Annotated in this window: 16 protein-coding genes; 6 read left to right on the forward strand and 10 right to left on the reverse strand. The window is 71.8% G+C overall.

The window, feature by feature from the left end; all coding sequences use genetic code 11:
• Nucleotides 1-12: 12 nt before the first annotated feature.
• The gene (locus tag B4K29_RS03055; protein ID WP_286960281.1) at nucleotides 13-1,872 is read left to right on the forward strand and encodes a BCCT family transporter; all 1,860 of its coding nucleotides are present in this window, start codon (nucleotides 13-15) and stop codon (nucleotides 1,870-1,872) included.
• 71 nt (nucleotides 1,873-1,943) lie between these two features.
• Here B4K29_RS03055 and B4K29_RS03060 read toward each other — a convergent pair whose 3' ends face one another.
• The 4 genes from B4K29_RS03060 to B4K29_RS03075 all read right to left on the reverse strand — a co-directional run bounded on the left by B4K29_RS03060 (nucleotide 1,944) and on the right by B4K29_RS03075 (nucleotide 6,519).
• Nucleotides 1,944-2,834: a RecB family exonuclease gene (locus tag B4K29_RS03060; protein ID WP_286955764.1), complete on the reverse strand. Its 891-nt coding sequence runs from the start codon at nucleotides 2,832-2,834 to the stop codon at nucleotides 1,944-1,946.
• 97 nt (nucleotides 2,835-2,931) lie between these two features.
• Nucleotides 2,932-3,780, reverse strand: coding sequence for a PHP domain-containing protein (locus B4K29_RS03065; RefSeq protein ID WP_029210374.1), 849 nt, complete (start codon nucleotides 3,778-3,780; stop codon nucleotides 2,932-2,934).
• A 35-nt stretch (nucleotides 3,781-3,815) separates the two neighbouring features.
• Nucleotides 3,816-4,871: a MaoC family dehydratase gene (locus tag B4K29_RS03070; protein WP_286966357.1), complete on the reverse strand. Its 1,056-nt coding sequence runs from the start codon at nucleotides 4,869-4,871 to the stop codon at nucleotides 3,816-3,818.
• 91 nt (nucleotides 4,872-4,962) lie between these two features.
• On the reverse strand, nucleotides 4,963-6,519 hold the full coding sequence (locus tag B4K29_RS03075) for a threonine/serine ThrE exporter family protein (RefSeq protein ID WP_286960278.1): 1,557 nt from the start codon (nucleotides 6,517-6,519) through the stop codon (nucleotides 4,963-4,965).
• A gap of 69 nt (nucleotides 6,520-6,588) precedes the next feature.
• On the opposite strand from B4K29_RS03075, the gene B4K29_RS03080 reads away from it, so the two are divergent.
• Entirely contained in the window at nucleotides 6,589-8,088 is a 1,500-nt protein-coding gene (locus tag B4K29_RS03080; RefSeq protein ID WP_029210371.1) for an aminopeptidase P family protein, read from the forward strand.
• Nucleotides 8,089-8,121: 33 nt separating this feature from the next.
• Here B4K29_RS03080 and B4K29_RS03085 read toward each other — a convergent pair whose 3' ends face one another.
• From B4K29_RS03085 to B4K29_RS03095, 3 genes are all read right to left on the reverse strand, one after another.
• Complete coding sequence (locus B4K29_RS03085) at nucleotides 8,122-8,760, reverse strand: general stress protein (protein ID WP_029210370.1); 639 nt, start codon at nucleotides 8,758-8,760, stop codon at nucleotides 8,122-8,124.
• Nucleotides 8,761-8,878: 118 nt separating this feature from the next.
• Nucleotides 8,879-10,075 (reverse strand): acyl-CoA dehydrogenase family protein, encoded by a 1,197-nt coding sequence (locus B4K29_RS03090; protein WP_029210369.1) that lies wholly within the window; start codon nucleotides 10,073-10,075, stop codon nucleotides 8,879-8,881.
• 121 nt (nucleotides 10,076-10,196) lie between these two features.
• On the reverse strand, nucleotides 10,197-10,550 hold the full coding sequence (locus B4K29_RS03095) for a GntR family transcriptional regulator (RefSeq protein WP_019286168.1): 354 nt from the start codon (nucleotides 10,548-10,550) through the stop codon (nucleotides 10,197-10,199).
• Between the two features lie 351 nt (nucleotides 10,551-10,901).
• Between B4K29_RS03095 and B4K29_RS03100 the strand changes: the two genes are divergently transcribed.
• The gene (locus B4K29_RS03100; protein ID WP_239263180.1) at nucleotides 10,902-11,741 is read left to right on the forward strand and encodes a serine protein kinase RIO; all 840 of its coding nucleotides are present in this window, start codon (nucleotides 10,902-10,904) and stop codon (nucleotides 11,739-11,741) included.
• A gap of 251 nt (nucleotides 11,742-11,992) precedes the next feature.
• On the opposite strand, the gene B4K29_RS03105 is transcribed toward B4K29_RS03100, so the two are convergent.
• Complete coding sequence (locus tag B4K29_RS03105; RefSeq protein WP_286957309.1) at nucleotides 11,993-12,847, reverse strand: L,D-transpeptidase family protein; 855 nt, start codon at nucleotides 12,845-12,847, stop codon at nucleotides 11,993-11,995.
• A gap of 87 nt (nucleotides 12,848-12,934) precedes the next feature.
• On the opposite strand from B4K29_RS03105, the gene B4K29_RS03110 reads away from it, so the two are divergent.
• From B4K29_RS03110 to B4K29_RS03120, 3 genes are read left to right on the forward strand one after another with little or no spacing between them, the layout of a single operon-like run.
• Nucleotides 12,935-14,218, forward strand: a complete 1,284-nt coding sequence (locus tag B4K29_RS03110; RefSeq protein WP_019286172.1) for a magnesium transporter MgtE N-terminal domain-containing protein — start codon at nucleotides 12,935-12,937, stop codon at nucleotides 14,216-14,218.
• Nucleotides 14,211-14,813, forward strand: coding sequence for a DUF1003 domain-containing protein (locus B4K29_RS03115; RefSeq protein WP_019286173.1), 603 nt, complete (start codon nucleotides 14,211-14,213; stop codon nucleotides 14,811-14,813). Before B4K29_RS03110 ends, B4K29_RS03115 begins: the two co-directional genes overlap by 8 nt.
• 34 nt (nucleotides 14,814-14,847) lie before the next feature.
• Nucleotides 14,848-15,981, forward strand: coding sequence for an Mrp/NBP35 family ATP-binding protein (locus B4K29_RS03120; protein ID WP_029210364.1), 1,134 nt, complete (start codon nucleotides 14,848-14,850; stop codon nucleotides 15,979-15,981).
• Nucleotides 15,982-16,307: 326 nt separating this feature from the next.
• On the opposite strand, the gene B4K29_RS03125 is transcribed toward B4K29_RS03120, so the two are convergent.
• Together B4K29_RS03125 and sigE are read right to left on the reverse strand one after the other, a co-directional pair.
• Entirely contained in the window at nucleotides 16,308-16,706 is a 399-nt protein-coding gene (locus tag B4K29_RS03125; protein WP_286957286.1) for a twin-arginine translocase TatA/TatE family subunit, read from the reverse strand.
• A 101-nt stretch (nucleotides 16,707-16,807) separates the two neighbouring features.
• Entirely contained in the window at nucleotides 16,808-17,491 is a 684-nt protein-coding gene (gene sigE / locus B4K29_RS03130; protein WP_286966359.1) for an RNA polymerase sigma factor SigE, read from the reverse strand.
• Between the last annotated feature and the right edge of the window lie 31 nt (nucleotides 17,492-17,522).

The following is a 17,522-nucleotide window of genomic DNA, read 5'->3' on the forward strand; positions in this document are numbered from 1 at the left end:
GAGGAACCACCGATGTCCGATCAACCGCCACACTCCGTGACCACCGAACCGCCTGAGCCTTCGCGCTCGGAGGGGCCTGGTCAGCAGCCGCTCCCGGAGGGCGACGGCCGCGACCACGCCCTGCTCGCCGGTCTCGCGACCGCGGTGCCCGAGTCCACCGCCCGCCGGCCCGGCGTCGACAAGATCACCTTCGGCATCACGGCCGTCCTGGCGATCGCCTTCGTGGTGTGGGGATTCCTCGGCACCTCGTCGCTCTCCACGGCCTCGTCCGGGGCGCTCGGCTGGGTGATGACCAACGCCGGCTGGGGCTTCGTCCTCATGGCCTCGATGTTTGTGGTGTTCGTCCTGTGGCTGGCCGCGAGCCGCTACGGCGACGTCCCGCTCGGTGGTGACCACGAGGAGCCCGAGTTCTCCACGCGGTCCTGGATCGCCATGATGTTCAGCGCCGGGATGGGCATCGGCCTGATGTTCTACGGCACGGCCGAGCCGCTCACCCACTACATCTCGCCTCCCCCGCGCAGCGGCGGCGAGGCGCAGTCGCCCGAGGCGCTCCAGACGGCGATGGCGACCACGCTGTTCCACTGGACGCTGCACCCGTGGGCGATCTACGCCGTCGTCGGCGTGGCCATCGCCTACTCGACCTTCCGCAAGGGTCGCAGCCAGCTCATCTCGTCGGTCTTCGCGCCGCTGATCGGGCGCCGCCGCGCCACCGGTCCGCTGGGGCGCGTCATCGACATCCTCGCGATCTTCGCCACGCTCTTCGGCTCCGCCGCCTCGCTGGGCCTCGGCGCGCTGCAGATCGGCGCCGGCATCGAGTTCAACGGCTGGGTCGACAGCGCGGGCGCCAACCTCCTGGTCATCATCATCGTGGTGCTGACCATCTGCTTCATCCTCTCGGCCGTGAGCGGCATCTCCCGCGGCGTCGAGATGCTGTCCAACGTCAACATGGTCCTGGCGCTCGTGCTCGCGGTCTTCGTGTTCCTCGTCGGCCCGACGCTGTTCATCCTCGACCTGCTGCCCACCGCGCTCGGGACCTATGTCGACCAGCTGGCCCGCATGGCCTCGCGGTCCGACGCCAGCGGGCTCGAGCCGATGAAGGCCTGGCTCTCCACGTGGACCGTCTTCTACTGGGCCTGGTGGATCTCGTGGACCCCCTTCGTCGGGATGTTCATCGCGCGCATCAGCCGCGGCCGCACCATCCGCCAGTTCGTCACCGGCGTGCTGCTCGTCCCGAGCCTCGTCTCGCTCGTGTGGTTCGCGATCTTCGGTGGCGCCGCCATCGACGCGCAGCGGAGCTTCGGCGACATGGCGTCCAAGGTCAAGGGCGAGCTGCTGGTGGACGCCGACGCGTCGCTGTTCCAGCTGCTCAACCACTACCCGCTCGCCGGGGTCACGACCGTGCTCGTCATGGTGCTCGTCGCGATCTTCTTCGTGTCCGGCGCCGACGCGGCCTCGATCGTCATGGGGACGCTGTCGGAGCACGGCACGATCGAGCCGAGCCGCAAGACGGTGATCTTCTGGGGCGCCGCGACGGGCGCCGTCGCCGCGGTCATGCTGCTCGCCGGGAGCCTGAACGGCGACATGAAGGAGGCCCTCAGCGGGCTGCAGAGCCTGGTGATCGTCTCGGCGCTGCCGTTCGGGATCGTGATGGGCGGCCTGTGCGTCGCGCTGGTCAAGGACCTGCAGAGCGACCCGGTCGTGCGCCGTGCCGCCCTGGCCGACCGCCTGATGCGCGAGGCCGTCGTGCGCGGCGTCTCCGAGCACGGCCACGACGACCTGCAGCTGATGGTCCAGGAGAACGGGGCGACCCGTGACGAGACCCCGCAGCCGCGTCGCTTCGACCGGTTGATCGGGCGCTACCGTAACGGCTGATCGGGTCCGCCCGAGAGGCACCGTGGAGGGGAGTCGACCGTGTCGGCTCCCCTTCGCGCTGCCCCCGCCCGCTACGTCCCTCCGACGTCGTCCGGCTCCAGCGCCGCCCAGGGCGCCCGCTCCGCCACGTGGGCGCTCCCCTCGGGGCAGTGGGCGCGGAAGTCGCACCACCCGCACAGGGCGGACACCTGCGGCGGGAACTGGTCGGACTCCACCCCTCGCTCGCGGTGGTCGGCGTCCGCCCGCCTCAGGTCCACCGCGATGGACTCGACCTCGGCGACCTTGCGGTCCAACGACTCTGGCGTATGCCGGTGGCGCGCCACCGTGCCCGTGGGCACGTGATGCAGCTCGACGTCCACGCAGGGACGCTTGAACATCCCGGCGACCGCCACGGCATACATCGCCATCGGCAGGGAGGTCCGCAGCTCGTCCACCGTCGAGGGCCGGCGCGAGGTCTTGTAGTCCACCACCACGAGCGCCCGTCCGCCGTCGGACGTCGGCCGGTCGTCGAGCCGGTCGATCCGCCCGGTCAGCGCCACCGTGCCGGTGCGCACCGAGACGGTGCGCTCGATCCCGACCGGGCGGTTGCCCGGGGCGATCCCCCGCAGGTAGTCCGTGACCTCCTGCTGCGCCGTCCGCAGCCAGCGGCGGGACATGGCGGCGTCCCGGAACCCCACGTCGACCCAGCTCGCGGCGACCAGCGCGTGCGCCCGGTCCACCGACCACTGCTCCACCGGCACGTCCCACCAGTCCCGCAGCGCGTTGTGCACCGCGATCCCGAGGCTGGTGTGCGCCCGCTGCGGGGCGGCCTTCGGCTTGGGTCGGTCGAGGTACTGCAGGCGGTAGCGCCGCGGGCAGTCGAGGTAGGCGAGCAGGCGGGACGGGCTCGCGGCATACAGCCGCTGTGGCATCCCGGCGAAGGTGCCCTGCCCGGCCGGCTGGTCCGTGGACTGCTGGGTCATGCCGTCGACCCTAGGCACGCGCGAGCCGAGGAGACCATCCACCGCGCCGCCTGTGGACGACGACGCCCGGAACGCGACAGGCTGTGGACGACGAGGCTCAGGGACGCAGCACGGGCACGCCGCTCGCCCGGTCCTCGATCTGCTCCAGCACCCCGGGCGCCGTCGTGTGCTCGCCGATGCGGTTGAGCTTGCCGTCGCCGTGGTAGTCGCTGGACCCGGTCTGGAGCAGCCGCAGGGACCGGGCCAGCGCGGCGCCGTGCGCACGTTGCCGGGGGTCGTGGTCGCGGTGGTCGATCTCCAGCCCCGCGAGGCCCGCCTCGGCCATCGCCTCGATCACCGAGTCGTCGACGACCCGCCCCCGCTTGGCGGCGAAGGGGTGCGCCATCACCGGCACTCCCCCGGCGGCCAGCACCAGCCGCACCGCCTCGACCGGGTCCGGGGCGTAGTGCGAGACGTAGTAGGGCGACCCGTCGTGCAGGTAGTCGCGGAAGACCGCGTTGCGGTCGGGCAGGGCTCCGAGGGACACCAGCGCGTCCGCGATGTGCGGCCGCCCGATCGTCGCGCCCTCCCGCACCTGCGCTAGGACGACGTCATAGGTCAGCTCGGGGAACCGCTCCTGCAGCCGCTCCACGATGCGTTGTGCGCGGCTCTCGCGCGACAGCCGGGCCCGCTCGATCTCGGCCACCAGGTCCGGGTCGGCGGGGTCGTGCAGGTAGGCCAGCAGGTGGATGCTGATGCCCTGGTGAGCGCAGGACATCTCCATGCCGCGCACCAGCGCCACCCCCGTCTCGTCCACGACGCCGGCCGCCTCGTCCCACCCGCTCGTCGTGTCGTGGTCGGTGAGCGCCACGACGTCCAGGCGTGCGTCGCGCGCCGCACGGACCACGTCCGCAGGGTCTTGCGTGCCGTCGCTGGCCAGCGAGTGCGTGTGCAGGTCGATGCGCATCCCGCCAATCTAGGCGCTGGCGATGCGCGGTCGCGTCAGCGGCGGGGCATCAGGACCGTGTAGTCCAGGTCGAGCACGACGTGCGGCAGGTACTTCCCGTCCTCGCCGCGCAGCGGGACGTCGGCGCACGGGTGGTCCTTGGTGGCCACCGTGCGGATCCGCAGTGCCCCCACGTCGTGCCGGCCCGGCAGCTCGATCCGCTCCAGCACCTCCGACCAGGCGTAGACCGTGTGTCCCGCGAACGTCGGGTTGGCGTGGCTGCCACCGTTGATCGCCGCCACGGAGAGGGCGTTGCCGAGCCCGTTGAAGGTCAGCGCTCGGGCGAGCGAGATCACGTGCCCGCCGTAGATCAGCCGCCGCCCGATCGCCGAGGACGCCTGGGCGTGCTGGTCGAAGTGCACCTTGGCGGTGTTCTGGTAGAGGCGGGTGGCCAGCATGTGGTCCGACTCCTCGATGGTGACGCCGTCGACGTGGTCGATGCGCTCGCCGACCTCGTAGTCGTCCCAGAGGAACTCGCTGCCCGCGAGCGCCGTGTCGTAGCCGCCGACGACCCGCCACGGGGCGATGAGCTCGGACGCCGGCACCGCGCCGGGGAGCTCGGGGATGGTCGTCTCCCCCAGCCGGTCGGCAGGGACGGTCTCGCGGCGGCGGACCATCACCCAGCGGACGTAGTCCAGGACGACCTCGCTGTCCTGGTTGCGGCCCTCGGTGCGGACGTAGACGTTGCCGGAGGCGCCGTTGGAGTTGGGCTTGAGGCCGATGACCGTCGAGGTGGCCGTGAGGGTGTCGCCGACGTGGACCGGGCGGTGGAAGCGGCCTCCGGCATACCCCAGGTTGGCGACCGCGTTGAGCGAGATGTCGGGCACGGACTTGCCGAACACGACGTGGAAGGCCAGCAGCTCGTCGACCGGCATGCGCTCCAGCCCGAGGCCGCGGGCGAAGGTCTCCCCCGAGGTCAGCGCGAACCGCGAGCCGTAGAGCCCGGCGTACAGCGCGACGTCGCCCTCGGTGATGGTGCGCGGCGTCGCGTGGACGAGCTCCTGCCCGAGCCGGAAGTCCTCGAAGTAGTTGCCGGCCGTCGTCTTGGACATCGTGGGTCACCTCGTCGTGGGCGGTCTGGGTCCGCCGCCCATGCTGCCGCAGCTGGTCCCCCCGGGGCACCCGGGTGAGGCGTGCCCTTGCTCACTCCGGCCGTATACCGTCCCCCTGCACGACGGGGAGCGTGCCCGTGGTCGCCGCCTCGAGCCGCTGCGTCGCGCCCTCGGCCTCGGGGCTGCCGGCGGCCACCGCCTTGTCCGCCCGGGACCCGTCGCCGCGCGGCGAGGCGTGGCGCAGGTTGCTTCGGCCGGGTCGCGCGAGGTAGGTGCCGAGGGACGCCCCGGCCGCGAGCGCCAGCCCGACGCCCGCGGCGTTGAGCAGCGTCATCGTGCCCTCGCCGAAGGAGGTGCGCGACCCCGCGTGGACCATGATCTCCAGCAGGCCGCGATAGACCATCGACCCGGGCATGAGGGGCACCAGGGCGGCGGTCGTGAGGGCCAGCGACGGGACCGCCAGGCGCCGGCCGAGGTGCACCGACACCATGGCCGCCACGAACGCTCCGACGGCGCTGGACGAGATGCTCCCGAGGCCGATCAGCGTGCCGGCGAGGTAGCCGACCCAGCCCAGCACGCCCATCCCGGCGCACAGCACCACGGTTCGCGGCCCGGCATACGTCGAGATGGCGAAGAAGGCCGAGATGAGCAGCGACCCGCCCAGCTGCTGGGCGAGGCTCCCGAGGGGCGGCGCGGCGCCGCTGAGGACGACGGGGATCCCGACGCGCTGGGCGAGCTGGAGGGTCATGAGGATGCCCACGACGATGCCGAGGGTGAGGATGACGACTTCGAAGGATCGGGCCCCGGCGGTGACGTAGTAGCCGTCGATGGCGTCCTGGGCGGCACCGACGACGGACAGACCCGAGAGCATCATCACGATGCCTCCGGCGACGATCAGCTCCGGGCGCACCCCCTCGAGCCACGTGATCCCCTGGTAGGCCCCTGCCATCAGGGCGGTGGCGGCGACGGTGGGGATGGCGGCGGCGAACACCTGCATGAAGAACGGCGGCACCTGCTTGCGGGCCAGCCAGCCGATGAGCAGGTCGATCGCTGCGGACGCCAGGAACGCGACGATCGTGATCAGGAACGACGCGTTGAGCAGCACGCACACGGCCGCGGCGACACCGGCGTTGCCGAAGGTCACGACCCACCGGCGATAGGGGTGCGGGGCCCGCACGATCGCGGCGAAGACCTCGAAGGCCTCGTCGACGTCCTGCTCCTCCTCGATCCGGTGGACCAGGGCCTGCAGCCGCTGGAGGCGGGTGTAGTCGATGCTGCGCGCCCGCACCACCCGCAGCGTCGTCAGCGGCTCCCGGTCGTGACCGCGGTAGTGCGAGACGGAGATGGACGTGTAGGTGACGTCGACGTGGACGGCCTTGAGCCCGAAGGCCTTGGTGATGCGCAGGGCGTTGAGGGTGACGTCGTTGGCCGAGGCGCCGTGCGACAGCATCATCTCGGCCACGCGCATGGCCAGGTCGAGGGCCTTGCGCGTGAGGATCGGGTCCACCTCGTCGGGGTGCAGCTGCAGCACGCTAGTGCCGTCGCTGGGGCGAAAGACCCGGACGGCCTGCTGGGCGGTGCGGCGCAGCCCCCGGGGCGCGGAGGGGCGCCGTGGCAGGGGCGAGGACGGGTAGTGCGGCTTCGTCACGCTCCGTACTGTCCCCGTCGCCGCACCTGCGACGCAAGCCGCCTCCCCGTGCGTGGCACGATGGTCGCCATGACGAGCGAAGAGCAGCCGAAGGCCGAGCACCGGAGCCGACCCACCAGCGCCGAGTTCCGTGACTTCGTCGCGACGGGGTGGGCGCCACGAGCGACCGAGCCGACGCCGCGCTCGGAGGTCGCGGACGTGACGGTGCCCCGCCGCGAGGCCGTGTCAGCCGAGTTCGCGGGCGAGCGGCTCGTCATACCGGCGGGTGGTCTGAAGGTCCGCAGCAACGACTGCGACTACGTCTTCCGGCCGCACACCGCCTTCTCCTGGCTCAGCGGCCTCGGCGCCGACCGCGAGCCGGACGCGGTCCTCGTGCTCGACCCCCTGCAGCAGGGCGGTCACGAGACCACGCTGTTCTTCCGCCCGCTGGCCCCGCGCGACAGCGAGGAGTTCTTCGCCGACAGCCGGTATGGCGAGTTCTGGGTCGGCGCCAGGCCCACGATCGCCGACGTCGAGTCGGAGCTCGGCGTGCGAGCCCGGCACATCGACGAGCTCAAGGACGTGCTGGCCAAGGACGCGGGCCAGGTGCAGCTGCGGGTCGTGCGGGACGCCGACGCCGCCGTGGCGGCGCTGGTGGACGAGGTCCGCCAGCAGGCGGGCGTCACCGAGTCCCAGACCGAGGTGGACGAGGCGCTGTCCCGCTCGCTGTCCACCCGGCGCATGGTCAAGGACGCGTGGGAGGTCGACGAGATGCGCAAGGCCGTCGCCGCCACGCAACACGGCTTCGAGGGGATCATCGCCGACCTGCCCGAGGCGGTCCGCCGCGGCCGGGGCGAGCGCTGGGTCGAGGGCGTCTTCGGCCTCTACGCCCGGCACGAGGGCAACGGCGTGGGCTACGACTCGATCTGCGCGTCCGGCGACCACGCCAACACGCTCCACTGGATCAAGAACACCGGCGACATCCGCGACGGCGACCTGATCCTCGTGGACGCGGGCGTCGAGGTCGACTCGCTCTTCACCGCCGACGTGACCCGCACCCTGCCGGTCAACGGCACGTTCAGCGAGCCGCAGCGGCGCGTCTACGACGCCGTGCTCGCCGCGCAGGAGGCCGGCCTGGCCGCCGTCAAGCCCGGCAACCGGTTCAAGGACGTCCACGCGGCCGCGATCCGGGTCATCGCCGAGCACCTGCACGCGTGGGGGCTGCTGCCCGACGGCGTCACCGTGGACCAGACCCTGGACCCCGAGCACGGGCAGTACCACCGTCGCTGGATGGTGCACGGCACGTCCCACCACCTCGGCATGGACGTCCACGACTGCCAGCTCGCGCTGCGCGAGGACTACATGGATGCAGAGCTCGTGCCCGGCATGATCCTCACCGTCGAGCCTGGGCTGTACTTCAAGGCCGACGACGAGCTCGTCCCGGACGAGCTGCGGGGCATCGGCGTGCGCATCGAGGACGACGTGCTGGTCACGCCGGACGGCCACGAGAACCTCTCGGCGGCCATGCCGCGCACGTCCGCGGACGTGGAGCGCTGGATCGCCGAGGTGCAGGAGCGCGGTCGCCCCTGAGGGATCTGGCTCTGACAGGTCAGGCCACCAGGGTCAGCGGCGCGGGTCGTCCTCGCCGGCGCGCGTCGCGCCGCTGCCCGTGCTGTCGCTGCCGGTCGGCGGGGCCAGGTCGTACGGCTGCTGTCCGGTCGGCGGCGCCGGCGGCGCGTCCTGGCGGGGCACGGGGCCCTGTGCCCCGAGCAGGCCTGCGCCGCGGAGCATCTCGCGGGCCTGGGCCTGGACCTGGTGCTCCACGAGCACCTCGTACTTGGTGGCCACGACCTGCGAGACCGAGGTGAAGTCCCGCTTGCCGCGGGTGAAGGCGTAGCCGAGCAGCGCCCACACGAGTCCGAACAGCGCACCGAACAGGACCGTCGTGATGATCGTCCGCATCCCCTGGCCGTCGAAGATCGAGAAGATCAGACCCACGAACAGACCCATCCACATGCCCGACGCGAGGCCGCCGAGGGCGACCTTCTGCTGGGTGAGCCGGCCGGTCACGCGCTCGACCTGACGCAGGTCGGTGCCGACGATCATGACGTTCTGGACCGGGAAGGCGTTGTCGGCCAGGTGGTCGACGGCCTTCTGCGCCTGGGTGTACTGGTCGAAGACCGCGACGGACGACGGCCACTCGAGCGTGAGCCGCTCGGCCATGGTCGCTGCGCTGGGGTTGTTGATGGGGCTCGGGGACATGGGCTCCATTATGCCGTTCGCGCCCGGACCCACCCTGGATGTCCGCCGCACGATCGCCGAACGCAACCAGCCAGGGATGCAGGGACGCAGGGACGCAGGGACGAGCTCGCCTGCTCGCTCAGCGTCGGGCGTAGTCCTTGACGAGCCGCCGGCCGATGATCATCTTCTGGATCTCGGCCGTGCCCTCACCGATCAGCAGCATGGGCGCCTCGCGGTAGAGCCGCTCGATCTCGTACTCCTTGGAGTAGCCGTAGCCGCCGTGGATGCGGAAGGACTGCTCGACCACGTCGGCGCAGTACTCGGCGGCCAGGTACTTCGCCATACCCGCCTCGAGGTCGTTGCGCTGGCCCTTGTCCTTGAGGCGGGCCGCCTTGACCATCATCTGGTGGGCGGCCTCGCACTTGGTGGCCATGTCGGCCAGGCGGAAGAGGATGGCCTGGTGGTCGACGATCTTCTTGCCGAAGGTCTCGCGCTGCTGGGCGTAGTCGATGCCGAGCTCGAAGGCCCGCTGGGCCACCCCGCACGCCCGGGCGGCGACGTTGACGCGCCCGACCTCGACGCCGTCCATCATCTGGTAGAAGCCCTGCCCGGGCTCGCCGCCGAGGATCTGCGCGGTCGTGGTCTGGTAGCCGTCGAGGACGAGCTCGGTGGTGTCGACCCCCTTGTAGCCCATCTTGTCGATCTTGCCGGGGACGGTGACGCCGGGCGCGACCTCGCCGAAGCCGGGCTCCTTCTCGACCAGGAAGGTCGTCATGTTCTTGTAGACCGACTCGGCGCCGGTGTCGGTCTTGACCAGGACCGCGACGAGGGTCGAGGAGCCGCCGTTGGTCAGCCACATCTTCTGCGCGTTGATCGTCCACGCGTCACCCTCGCCGGGGACGGCCTTGCTCTTGATCGCGGAGACGTCGGAGCCGCAGCCGGGCTCGCTCATCGAGAAGGCGCCGCGGACCTCGCCGGTCGCCATGCGGGGCAGGTAGCGCTCCTTCTGCTCCTCGGTGCCGTGCTGCAGGAGCATGTAGGCCACGATGAAGTGGGTGTTGATGATGCCGCTGACGCTCATCCAGCCGCGGGCGATCTCCTCGACGCACAGGGCGTAGGTCAGCAGCGACTCCCCCAGACCGCCGTACTCCTCGGGGATCATCAGCCCGAAGATCCCCATCTCCTTCATGCCCTCGACGATGTCCGTCGGGTACTCGTCCTTGTGCTCCAGGTCGGTCGCGACGGGGATGATCTGCTCGTCGACGAACTGGCGCACGAGCTTGAGCAGCTCGCCCTGCTCCTCGGTCAGTCCGTCGGTCGTCTGGATGCGTCCCATGGGGATCTCCCGGCTTCGGTGGTGGGTGGCCTCGGTCTACCAGGGAGTATGACGAAAGGCCGTGGTCGCCGACAGGCGCACGGGCCGTGAGCCTCACCACGCCTACCTCAGGTAGATCCGCTCACCAGGCGCGGCGCAGCACCCCGATGGCCTCGGCGAGGTCCAGGCCGTGCCGCTGGGCGGTGCGGGCGAGGAGCGTGGCGGCGGCCTGGGTCTCGTCGGCGGTGCCGTCGCGCACGTGCTCGAGCACGACCGTGCCGTTGCGGCCGCGCGTGGCCACGTGCCCCTCGGCCTCGAGCTGCTTGTAGGCCTTGGCGACGGTGTTGACCGCGAGGCCGAGGTCCCCGGCCAGCTGCCGGACGGTCGGCAGCCGGGCGCCGGTCGGGAGGGTGCCGTCGGCGACGGCGCCGGTCACCTGCGTGACGATCTGCTCGTATGCCGGAGCCGGGCTGCTCTCGTCGATGGTGAGGATCACGCGAGCACGTCCTTGCCTCGATCCGCCGTGGACCGGATGGCGAGGCACATCCCCCCGGTCCAGCACGTCCAGATCGCGAGCCACACCATGGCCTCTCCCATCACGACGTTCCCCTTATTTTGTAGCATGACGTTATGCGACAAATCTAAGACGCTCCCGGTGGCGGGCGCAACCCCACCCCCTGGCCGGTCGGAGGGAGGAAAAGGGGTTGCAGGCGGGGTGCGGCGGCCGCGACAGTGGGTGGGCCTGCCGCCATACGGCCCGGGCCCCGACGATCTCCAGGAGGTGGCGACATGACGGTCCTCGTGCGCCTGCACCGCCCAGACCCCACCTCCCACCTGGAGATCTCTCATGAACTTCCCTGCGCAGCAGGATCTTTCGTTCGACTCATCGCCTGACGGCCCGCCCGAGGGCGAGCGCTGGTCCACCTGGGACGTCGCGCAGCAGGGCCCGGAGCCCCGCCCCGACTGGGTGGTGACCGCCCTCGGCGCCGTCGACCAGGACCTCGGCGTCCTCAAGACCGGCAAGGAGGCCGACGTCCACCTCGTGCGTCGGTGGGTCCCCGGCGACGACGGCTCCGAGGTCGTCCTCGCAGCCAAGCGGTACCGCTCCAACCAGCACCGCCTGTTCCACCGCGACAGCGGCTACCTGGAGGGCCGCCGGGTCCGCAAGAGCCGCGAGATGCGCGCCATGGCGCACCGCACGACCTTCGGCAAGGAGGTCATCTCGGGCCTGTGGGCCGCGGCCGAGTTCGACGCCCTCGGCCGGCTCTGGGAGCTCGGCCTGCCGGTCCCCTATCCCGTCCAGATCACCGGGGACGAGATGCTCATGGAGTTCATCGGTATGACGGAGGGCCCGACTCCGGTGGCCGCGCCCCGTCTGGCCCAGACCCGGCCGGACCCGGCGCTCCTCGACGAGCTGTGGCACCAGCTGCGGTGCACCCTGCTCGTCCTCGCCCGGGAGGGGTGGACGCACGGCGACCTGTCGCCCTACAACGTCCTGCTCCACGAGGACCGGCTCGTGCTGATCGACTGGCCCCAGATCGTGGACGTCATCGGCAACCCGCACGGCTTCGAGATCCTCGAGCGGGACGCGACCAACATGTGCGACTGGTTCGTGCGACGCGGGCTCGAGGTCGACGCCGGTGAGCTGGTGGGCGAGCTCGTCGCCGAGGCGACCGCGCGCTACTGACGCCGGCTGCACTCCTGACCCGGCTGACCCAGCTGACCCCTGCTGCCCGCAGACAGGTGAGGAGGCCGCCGGCACCCCCACGCCGACGGCCTCCTCGGACCGGTCCGAAGGGTGTTGGATCGACCGGTCGTGCGTGCCGGTTCGAGCCCCCGCAAGACCCGGCACATCTCGTACGACGCCGCACCCCGCCATCAGGTTGGGGCCACCCTCGCGACGTCTGCGCGGTGAGTGTCTCCGCGGGGTCTCCGCGGTCAGTAGACGACCACCGTCCCCCGCAGCCCGATCAGCCGCTGACCGCGCAGCTCGTCCATGTTGGCGTTGTGGATGCGGACGCACCCGTGGCTGCTCGGGTAGGCCCCGATGTCGAAGCGGCTGCCGTGCACCGCGATGCCGCCGTTGAAGTACATCGGGCGGTACATGCTGCCGAGCCGGCCGTGCTGCCAGCCGGACCCGTCGCCGTACTGAGTCCAGAAGCGGAAGCTGCCCGACGGCGTGACGGCGCGCGCCCAGCGCCCGCGGTCGCGGTAGCGCTTGTTGTTGCCGGTGCTGACGTTGTAGATCCGCGAGACCCGGCCGCCGTCCACGACGTACAACGTCTGGCGGGCCTTGTCGATCTCGATCACGTGACCCGAGCGGCTGCGGGCGACGGGACGGGTGCCCTTGCTCGCGGCGGCCTGGGTGCGGGCGTCGGCGACGCCGGTGCGTGGCAGGCCGGCGACCTTCTGCAGCGCCATGACGGCCTGGCGGGTCCGGGCGGCATACACGCCGTCGACCCGGCCGAGGCTGTAGCCGAGCGCGTTGAGCCTGCTCTGCAGGGCCGTGACGGCCGGACCGCGCGAACCGACGCGCAGGGTGCGGGCGGCGGCCCGGGGAGCCAGGGCGGCCTGCGCCGCGCTGACAGGTGCCGCGCTGACGGGTGCGGAGCCGGCCGGTGCCGAGCTGGCGAGCGTCGAGCTGGCGAGCGTCGAGCTGACGGGTGACGCGCTGATGCGTGCCGCTGCGACGGGCGCGGACTGGGCCGTGGTCCCCCCGACCACGGCACCGCCCGTGAGCATCGCTGACGCGGCGAGGAGCGTGACACCGCGACGGATGGTGGAGCTGCTCATGATGGTCCCCCCTCTGGGACGTGCTTCCTTGACACCCTCAGGACGTCGTGGCGGGGCACAAGGTTGCACGCCGATAAGGTGACCCCCGTGAGCTCTCTGCGTCGCGTCTTCGTGGCCCGCCTCGCCGGCATCGCGGTGTTCGACCCGCTCGGCGACCAGGTGGGGCGCGTCCGCGACGTCGTCGTCAGCTTCAGCGCGACCCGGCGCAAGCCACGCGTGCTCGGCCTCGTGGTCGAGGTGCCCGGCCGTCGCCGGGTCTTCGTGCCGATCACGCGCGTCACCAGCATCGACGCAGGCCAGGTCATCACCACGGGCCTGGTCAACATGCGCCGCTTCGAGCAGCGCCCGACCGAGTCGCTCGTGCTCGCCGAGCTGCTGGACCGCGCGGTGACGGTGACCCAGCCCGCCGAGGAGCCGTTCGAGGCCACCGTGGAGGACCTGGCGATCGAGCAGGACCGGCCGCGCGAGTGGTCCGTGACCAAGGTCTTCGTCCGTCGCGGCCACGTCAGCGGCAGCCTGTCGCTGCGTCGCCTGACGGGCCGTCGCGGCGAGACGCTGATCGTCGACGTGCTCGACACGACGGGCCTCGCGACCCGCCACCAGGGCCAGAGCGCCGCGCGCCTCCTGGAGGCCTACGACGACCTCAAGGCCGCCGACCTCGCCGAGGTCATCCACGAGCTGGCGCCCGGCCGACGCGTCGAGGTGGCCAGCGCCCTGGACGACGAGAAGCTCGCCGACGTCATCGAGGAGCTCCCGGCCGACGACCAGATCGAGATCCTCACGCACCTCGAGACCGAGCGCGCCGCCGACGTCCTGGAGTTCATGCAGCCCGACGACGCGGCAGACCTGCTGTCCGAGCTGCCGGAGGCCACCCAGGAGCACTACCTGCAGCACATGGAGCCCGACGAGGCCGCCCCGCTGCGCCGCCTGATGGCCTACGACGACAACACCGCCGGTGGTCTCATGACGCCGGAGGCGATCATCCTCGGCCCGGACGCGACCATCGCCGAGGCGCTGGCCTGGGCCCGCCGCGAGGAGCTCTCCCCCGCGCTCGCGTCCCTCGTCTGCGTCTGCCGCCCGCCGCTCGAGACCCCCACAGGGCGCTACCTCGGGACCGTGCACATCCAGCGGCTCCTGCGCGAGCCCCCGCACAGCCCGCTGGGGGCGATCCTGGACAAGGAGCTGGAGCCGCTGCAGCCGACGGACAGCCTGGGCACCGTCACGCGGATGCTCGCCAACTACAACCTCACCGGGGCCCCCGTGGTCGACGAGGACGGTCACCTCCTCGGGGTCGTGACCGTCGACGACGTGCTCGACCACATCCTCCCCGAGGACTGGCGCGAGGAGAGGCACGAGGTGACCCATGACTGAGCGCACCCGCACCCAGGACCGCAACCGGCTGGACCAGCCGCAGGAGGCGCGGGTCCGGTTCCGGCGACCCGCGATCTTCGCCGAGGGCGCCTTCGGCTCGGCCAGCGAGGGCTTCGCCCGCTTCATGGGGACGCCGACCTTCCTGATCTGGATGACGATCTTCGTGGTCGTCTGGCTGGCGTGGAACACCTTCATGCCCGAGGCCGCGCAGTTCGACCCGCGGTCGCTCAACTACACGCTCCTCACCCTGATCCTGTCGCTCCAGGCGTCGTATGCCGCCCCCCTGCTCCTGCTCGCCCAGAACCGCCAGGACGACCGGGACCGCGTCGCTCTCGAGCAGGACCGCGCCCGCGACGAGCGCAACCTGGCCGACACCGAGTTCCTGACCCGCGAGGTGGCCGCCCTGCGGATCGCGTTGCGGGACATGGCGACCCGCGACTACCTGCGCTCCGAGCTGCGAGACCTGCTGGAGGAGCTGGAGGAGCGCGGGATGGTCCCCGAGGCCGCCGACGACAGCGACCCGGAGGCACCTCGCGCCAAGAAGGCCAAGAAGAAGAAGGCCGCGCCCGCGCCCCCCGCCGATCCCGGCGCGTAAGGAGATGCCGGGCGGGCGGCATACGATGGGGGGCATGTCTGCCCCGTCCCTGGACCTGATCCACGCCGCCCTGGCCACGGTCGACGACCCCGAGATCCGCAAGCCCATCACCGAGCTGGGGATGGTCGAGTCGGTCGACGTCGACGACGCCGGACGGGTCGCCGTCCGGGTGCTGCTGACGGTCGCGGGCTGTCCCATGAAGGACCCGATCCGCAAGGGCGTCACCGAGGCCGTCGCGCGCGTCGAGGGGGTCAACGGGGTCTCCGTCGACCTCGGCGTGATGAGCGACGAGCAGCGCGGCTCCCTGCGCGACCAGCTGCGCGGCGGCCAGGCCGAGCGCGAGATCCCGTTCGCCAAGCCGGGATCCACGACCCGGGTGTATGCCGTCGCCTCCGGCAAGGGTGGTGTCGGCAAGAGCTCGGTCACCGTCAACCTCGCCGCCGCCCTGGCCCGTCAGGGGCTCAAGGTGGGCGTGGTGGACGCCGACATCTACGGCTTCTCGGTGCCGCGCATGATGGGTGTCGAGCAGCAGCCGACCCAGGTCGACGACATGATCCTGCCCCCGGTCGCGCACGACGTGAAGGTCATCTCCGTCGGCATGTTCGTCGCCGGCAACCAGCCCGTCGTCTGGCGCGGACCGATGCTGCACCGCGCGCTGCAGCAGTTCCTCGCCGACGTGTTCTGGGGCGACCTGGACGTCCTCCTGCTCGACCTGCCGCCCGGCACCGGCGACATCGCCATCTCCGTCGCGCAGCTCATCCCCGGCGCCGAGATCCTCGTGGTCACCACCCCGCAGCAGGCGGCGGCCGAGGTCGCCGAGCGCGCCGGGTCCATCGCCGTGCAGACGCACCAGCGCATCGTCGGCGTCGTCGAGAACATGTCCTGGCTGGAGCAGCCGGACGGCTCCCGGCTCGAGCTGTTCGGCTCCGGCGGCGGTCAGGCCGTGGCGGACTCGCTGTCCCGCATCGTCGGGGCCCCGGTGCCGCTGCTCGGCCAGATCCCGCTCGACACCCGGCTGCGCGAGGGCGGCGACGAGGGCACCCCGGTCGTCCTGTCCTCCCCCGAGAGCGCGGCGGGCACGGCCCTCAACGGCATCGCTCGTGGGCTGGGCACGCGGTCGCGTGGCCTGGCCGGCCGCAAGCTGGGCCTCACCCCCACCAGCCGCTGACGCCGGCGGGTCCACGGCGCGACTGAGCGCTGCGCTGCCGCAGCGCTGCGCCGCAACGTCTCGCGCTGGCGCACCCGTCTCACCCTGCAGCACGAGACACACTCGGCACGGTGAGCCCGCTGCCAGCGCTGCCCCGCAACGTCTCGCGCTGGCGCATCCGTCTCACCCTGCAGCATGAGACACGCTCGCCAGGGTGAGCCGCGGTCATTGCCGCGCCGCGACGTCTCGCGCTGCCGCATCCGTCTCACCCTGCAGCACGAGACACACTCGCCACGGTGAGCCACCGCCAGCGCTGCTCGGCCGCGGCGGCGCGGTGCGCGCTGCGGTCAGGTGGCCTCGGCGTCGAAGGGCGTGTAGGTCTGGTCGTAGCGCTGCCCGGGACGGATCGGCTCCGGCTCCGCCTGGGCACTCGCCATGGTCGCGCCACCGGCCGCCGCTGCTCCCGCTGTCGCGACCGTCGAGCCCGAGGGGCCGTCGTCCAGCAGCGCCTCACGCACGATCCGGCGCGGGTCGTACTGCCGTGGGTCGTACTGGCGCCAGTCGATGTCGTCGAAGTCCGGGCCCATCTGGTCGCGCAGGGAGGTCTTGGCGCCCTCGGCGTAGGCCTTGGCCTGGCGGACGAGCTGGCCGAGCTTGGCGGCATACTCCGGCAGCCGCTCGGGGCCCAGCACGACGACGGCGATCACGATCAGGAGCAAGAACTCGGTGCCGTTGACGTCCCACATGAGGGTGAGACTACTGCGTCGGCGTGCACGGCCGGGCCGGCCGGAGCAGACGGTCCACCCCGCGGGGGTGAACTCCAGGCGTCCGGTCGGTGAGCACGGGGTCAGGCCCCGACGATGCCCAGCCGGCGGGGTCGCAGCGTGGCCGGACGGGACACCGGGGCGGCCGGCTGCGGGCGCAGCGCGGGGTCGCGGTGGGCGAGGGCGCTGCGCAGCTGGGCGCGGCCGCGGTGGATACGCGACCGCACGGTGCCGAGCTTGATGCCCAGCGCGTCCGCGATCTCGTCATAGGTCAGGCCCTCGATGTCGCACAGCACGACCGCGGCGCGGAACTCCGGCTTGAGCGCGTCCAGGGCGCGCTGCACGTCGTCGTCGAAGGTCCCGTCGGCGTACGCCTGCTCCGGCCCGATCTCCCGGCTCGGCAGGCGCGCGGCCCCCTCGTCGGACAGGGCGTCGAAGCGGATGCGCTGCTTGCGCCGCATCCGGTCGAGGAAGACGTTGGTGGTGATGCGGTGCAGCCAGCCCTCGAAGGTGCCCGGCTGGTAGCGGTCCAGCGAACGGAAGACGCGCACGAACACGTCGTGCGTGAGGTCCTCGGCGTCGTGCTGGTTGCCGGTGAGGCGGTAGGCCAGGCGGTAGACCCGGGCCGAGTGCTCGCGCACGACCTCGTCCCACGACGGGGGCACCCAGGCCTCCGCGGTGGCGACGGCACCCTCGGGGAGGGTGGTCGAGCCGACCGGAGCGCTGGGAACGACGTGGGACGGTTCGTGGGCGACGGGGATGGTCATCTGCTGCCTCTCGGGAGGAGCGTCGGCGTTC

This window comes from Arsenicicoccus sp. UBA6765, from assembly GCF_002453335.1.
Lineage (GTDB): Bacteria > Actinomycetota > Actinomycetes > Actinomycetales > Dermatophilaceae > Arsenicicoccus > Arsenicicoccus bolidensis.

What these genes read in the sequence shown, in the direction of transcription:
- B4K29_RS03125 (WP_286957286.1), bottom strand. Translation starts at nt 16,706, where the DNA reads ATGTGGGACGTCAACGGCACCGAGTTCTTGCTCCTGATCGTGATCGCC.
- sigE (WP_286966359.1), bottom strand. Translation starts at nt 17,491, where the DNA reads ATGACCATCCCCGTCGCCCACGAACCGTCCCACGTCGTTCCCAGCGCT.
- B4K29_RS03080 (WP_029210371.1), top strand. Translation starts at nt 6,589, where the DNA reads ATGACGAGCGAAGAGCAGCCGAAGGCCGAGCACCGGAGCCGACCCACC.
- B4K29_RS03070 (WP_286966357.1), bottom strand. Translation starts at nt 4,871, where the DNA reads ATGTCCAAGACGACGGCCGGCAACTACTTCGAGGACTTCCGGCTCGGG.
- B4K29_RS03120 (WP_029210364.1), top strand. Translation starts at nt 14,848, where the DNA reads ATGTCTGCCCCGTCCCTGGACCTGATCCACGCCGCCCTGGCCACGGTC.
- B4K29_RS03055 (WP_286960281.1), top strand. Translation starts at nt 13, where the DNA reads ATGTCCGATCAACCGCCACACTCCGTGACCACCGAACCGCCTGAGCCT.
- B4K29_RS03060 (WP_286955764.1), bottom strand. Translation starts at nt 2,834, where the DNA reads ATGACCCAGCAGTCCACGGACCAGCCGGCCGGGCAGGGCACCTTCGCC.
- B4K29_RS03090 (WP_029210369.1), bottom strand. Translation starts at nt 10,075, where the DNA reads ATGGGACGCATCCAGACGACCGACGGACTGACCGAGGAGCAGGGCGAG.
- B4K29_RS03115 (WP_019286173.1), top strand. Translation starts at nt 14,211, where the DNA reads ATGACTGAGCGCACCCGCACCCAGGACCGCAACCGGCTGGACCAGCCG.
- B4K29_RS03105 (WP_286957309.1), bottom strand. Translation starts at nt 12,847, where the DNA reads ATGAGCAGCTCCACCATCCGTCGCGGTGTCACGCTCCTCGCCGCGTCA.
- B4K29_RS03085 (WP_029210370.1), bottom strand. Translation starts at nt 8,760, where the DNA reads ATGTCCCCGAGCCCCATCAACAACCCCAGCGCAGCGACCATGGCCGAG.
- B4K29_RS03100 (WP_239263180.1), top strand. Translation starts at nt 10,902, where the DNA reads ATGAACTTCCCTGCGCAGCAGGATCTTTCGTTCGACTCATCGCCTGAC.
- B4K29_RS03065 (WP_029210374.1), bottom strand. Translation starts at nt 3,780, where the DNA reads ATGCGCATCGACCTGCACACGCACTCGCTGGCCAGCGACGGCACGCAA.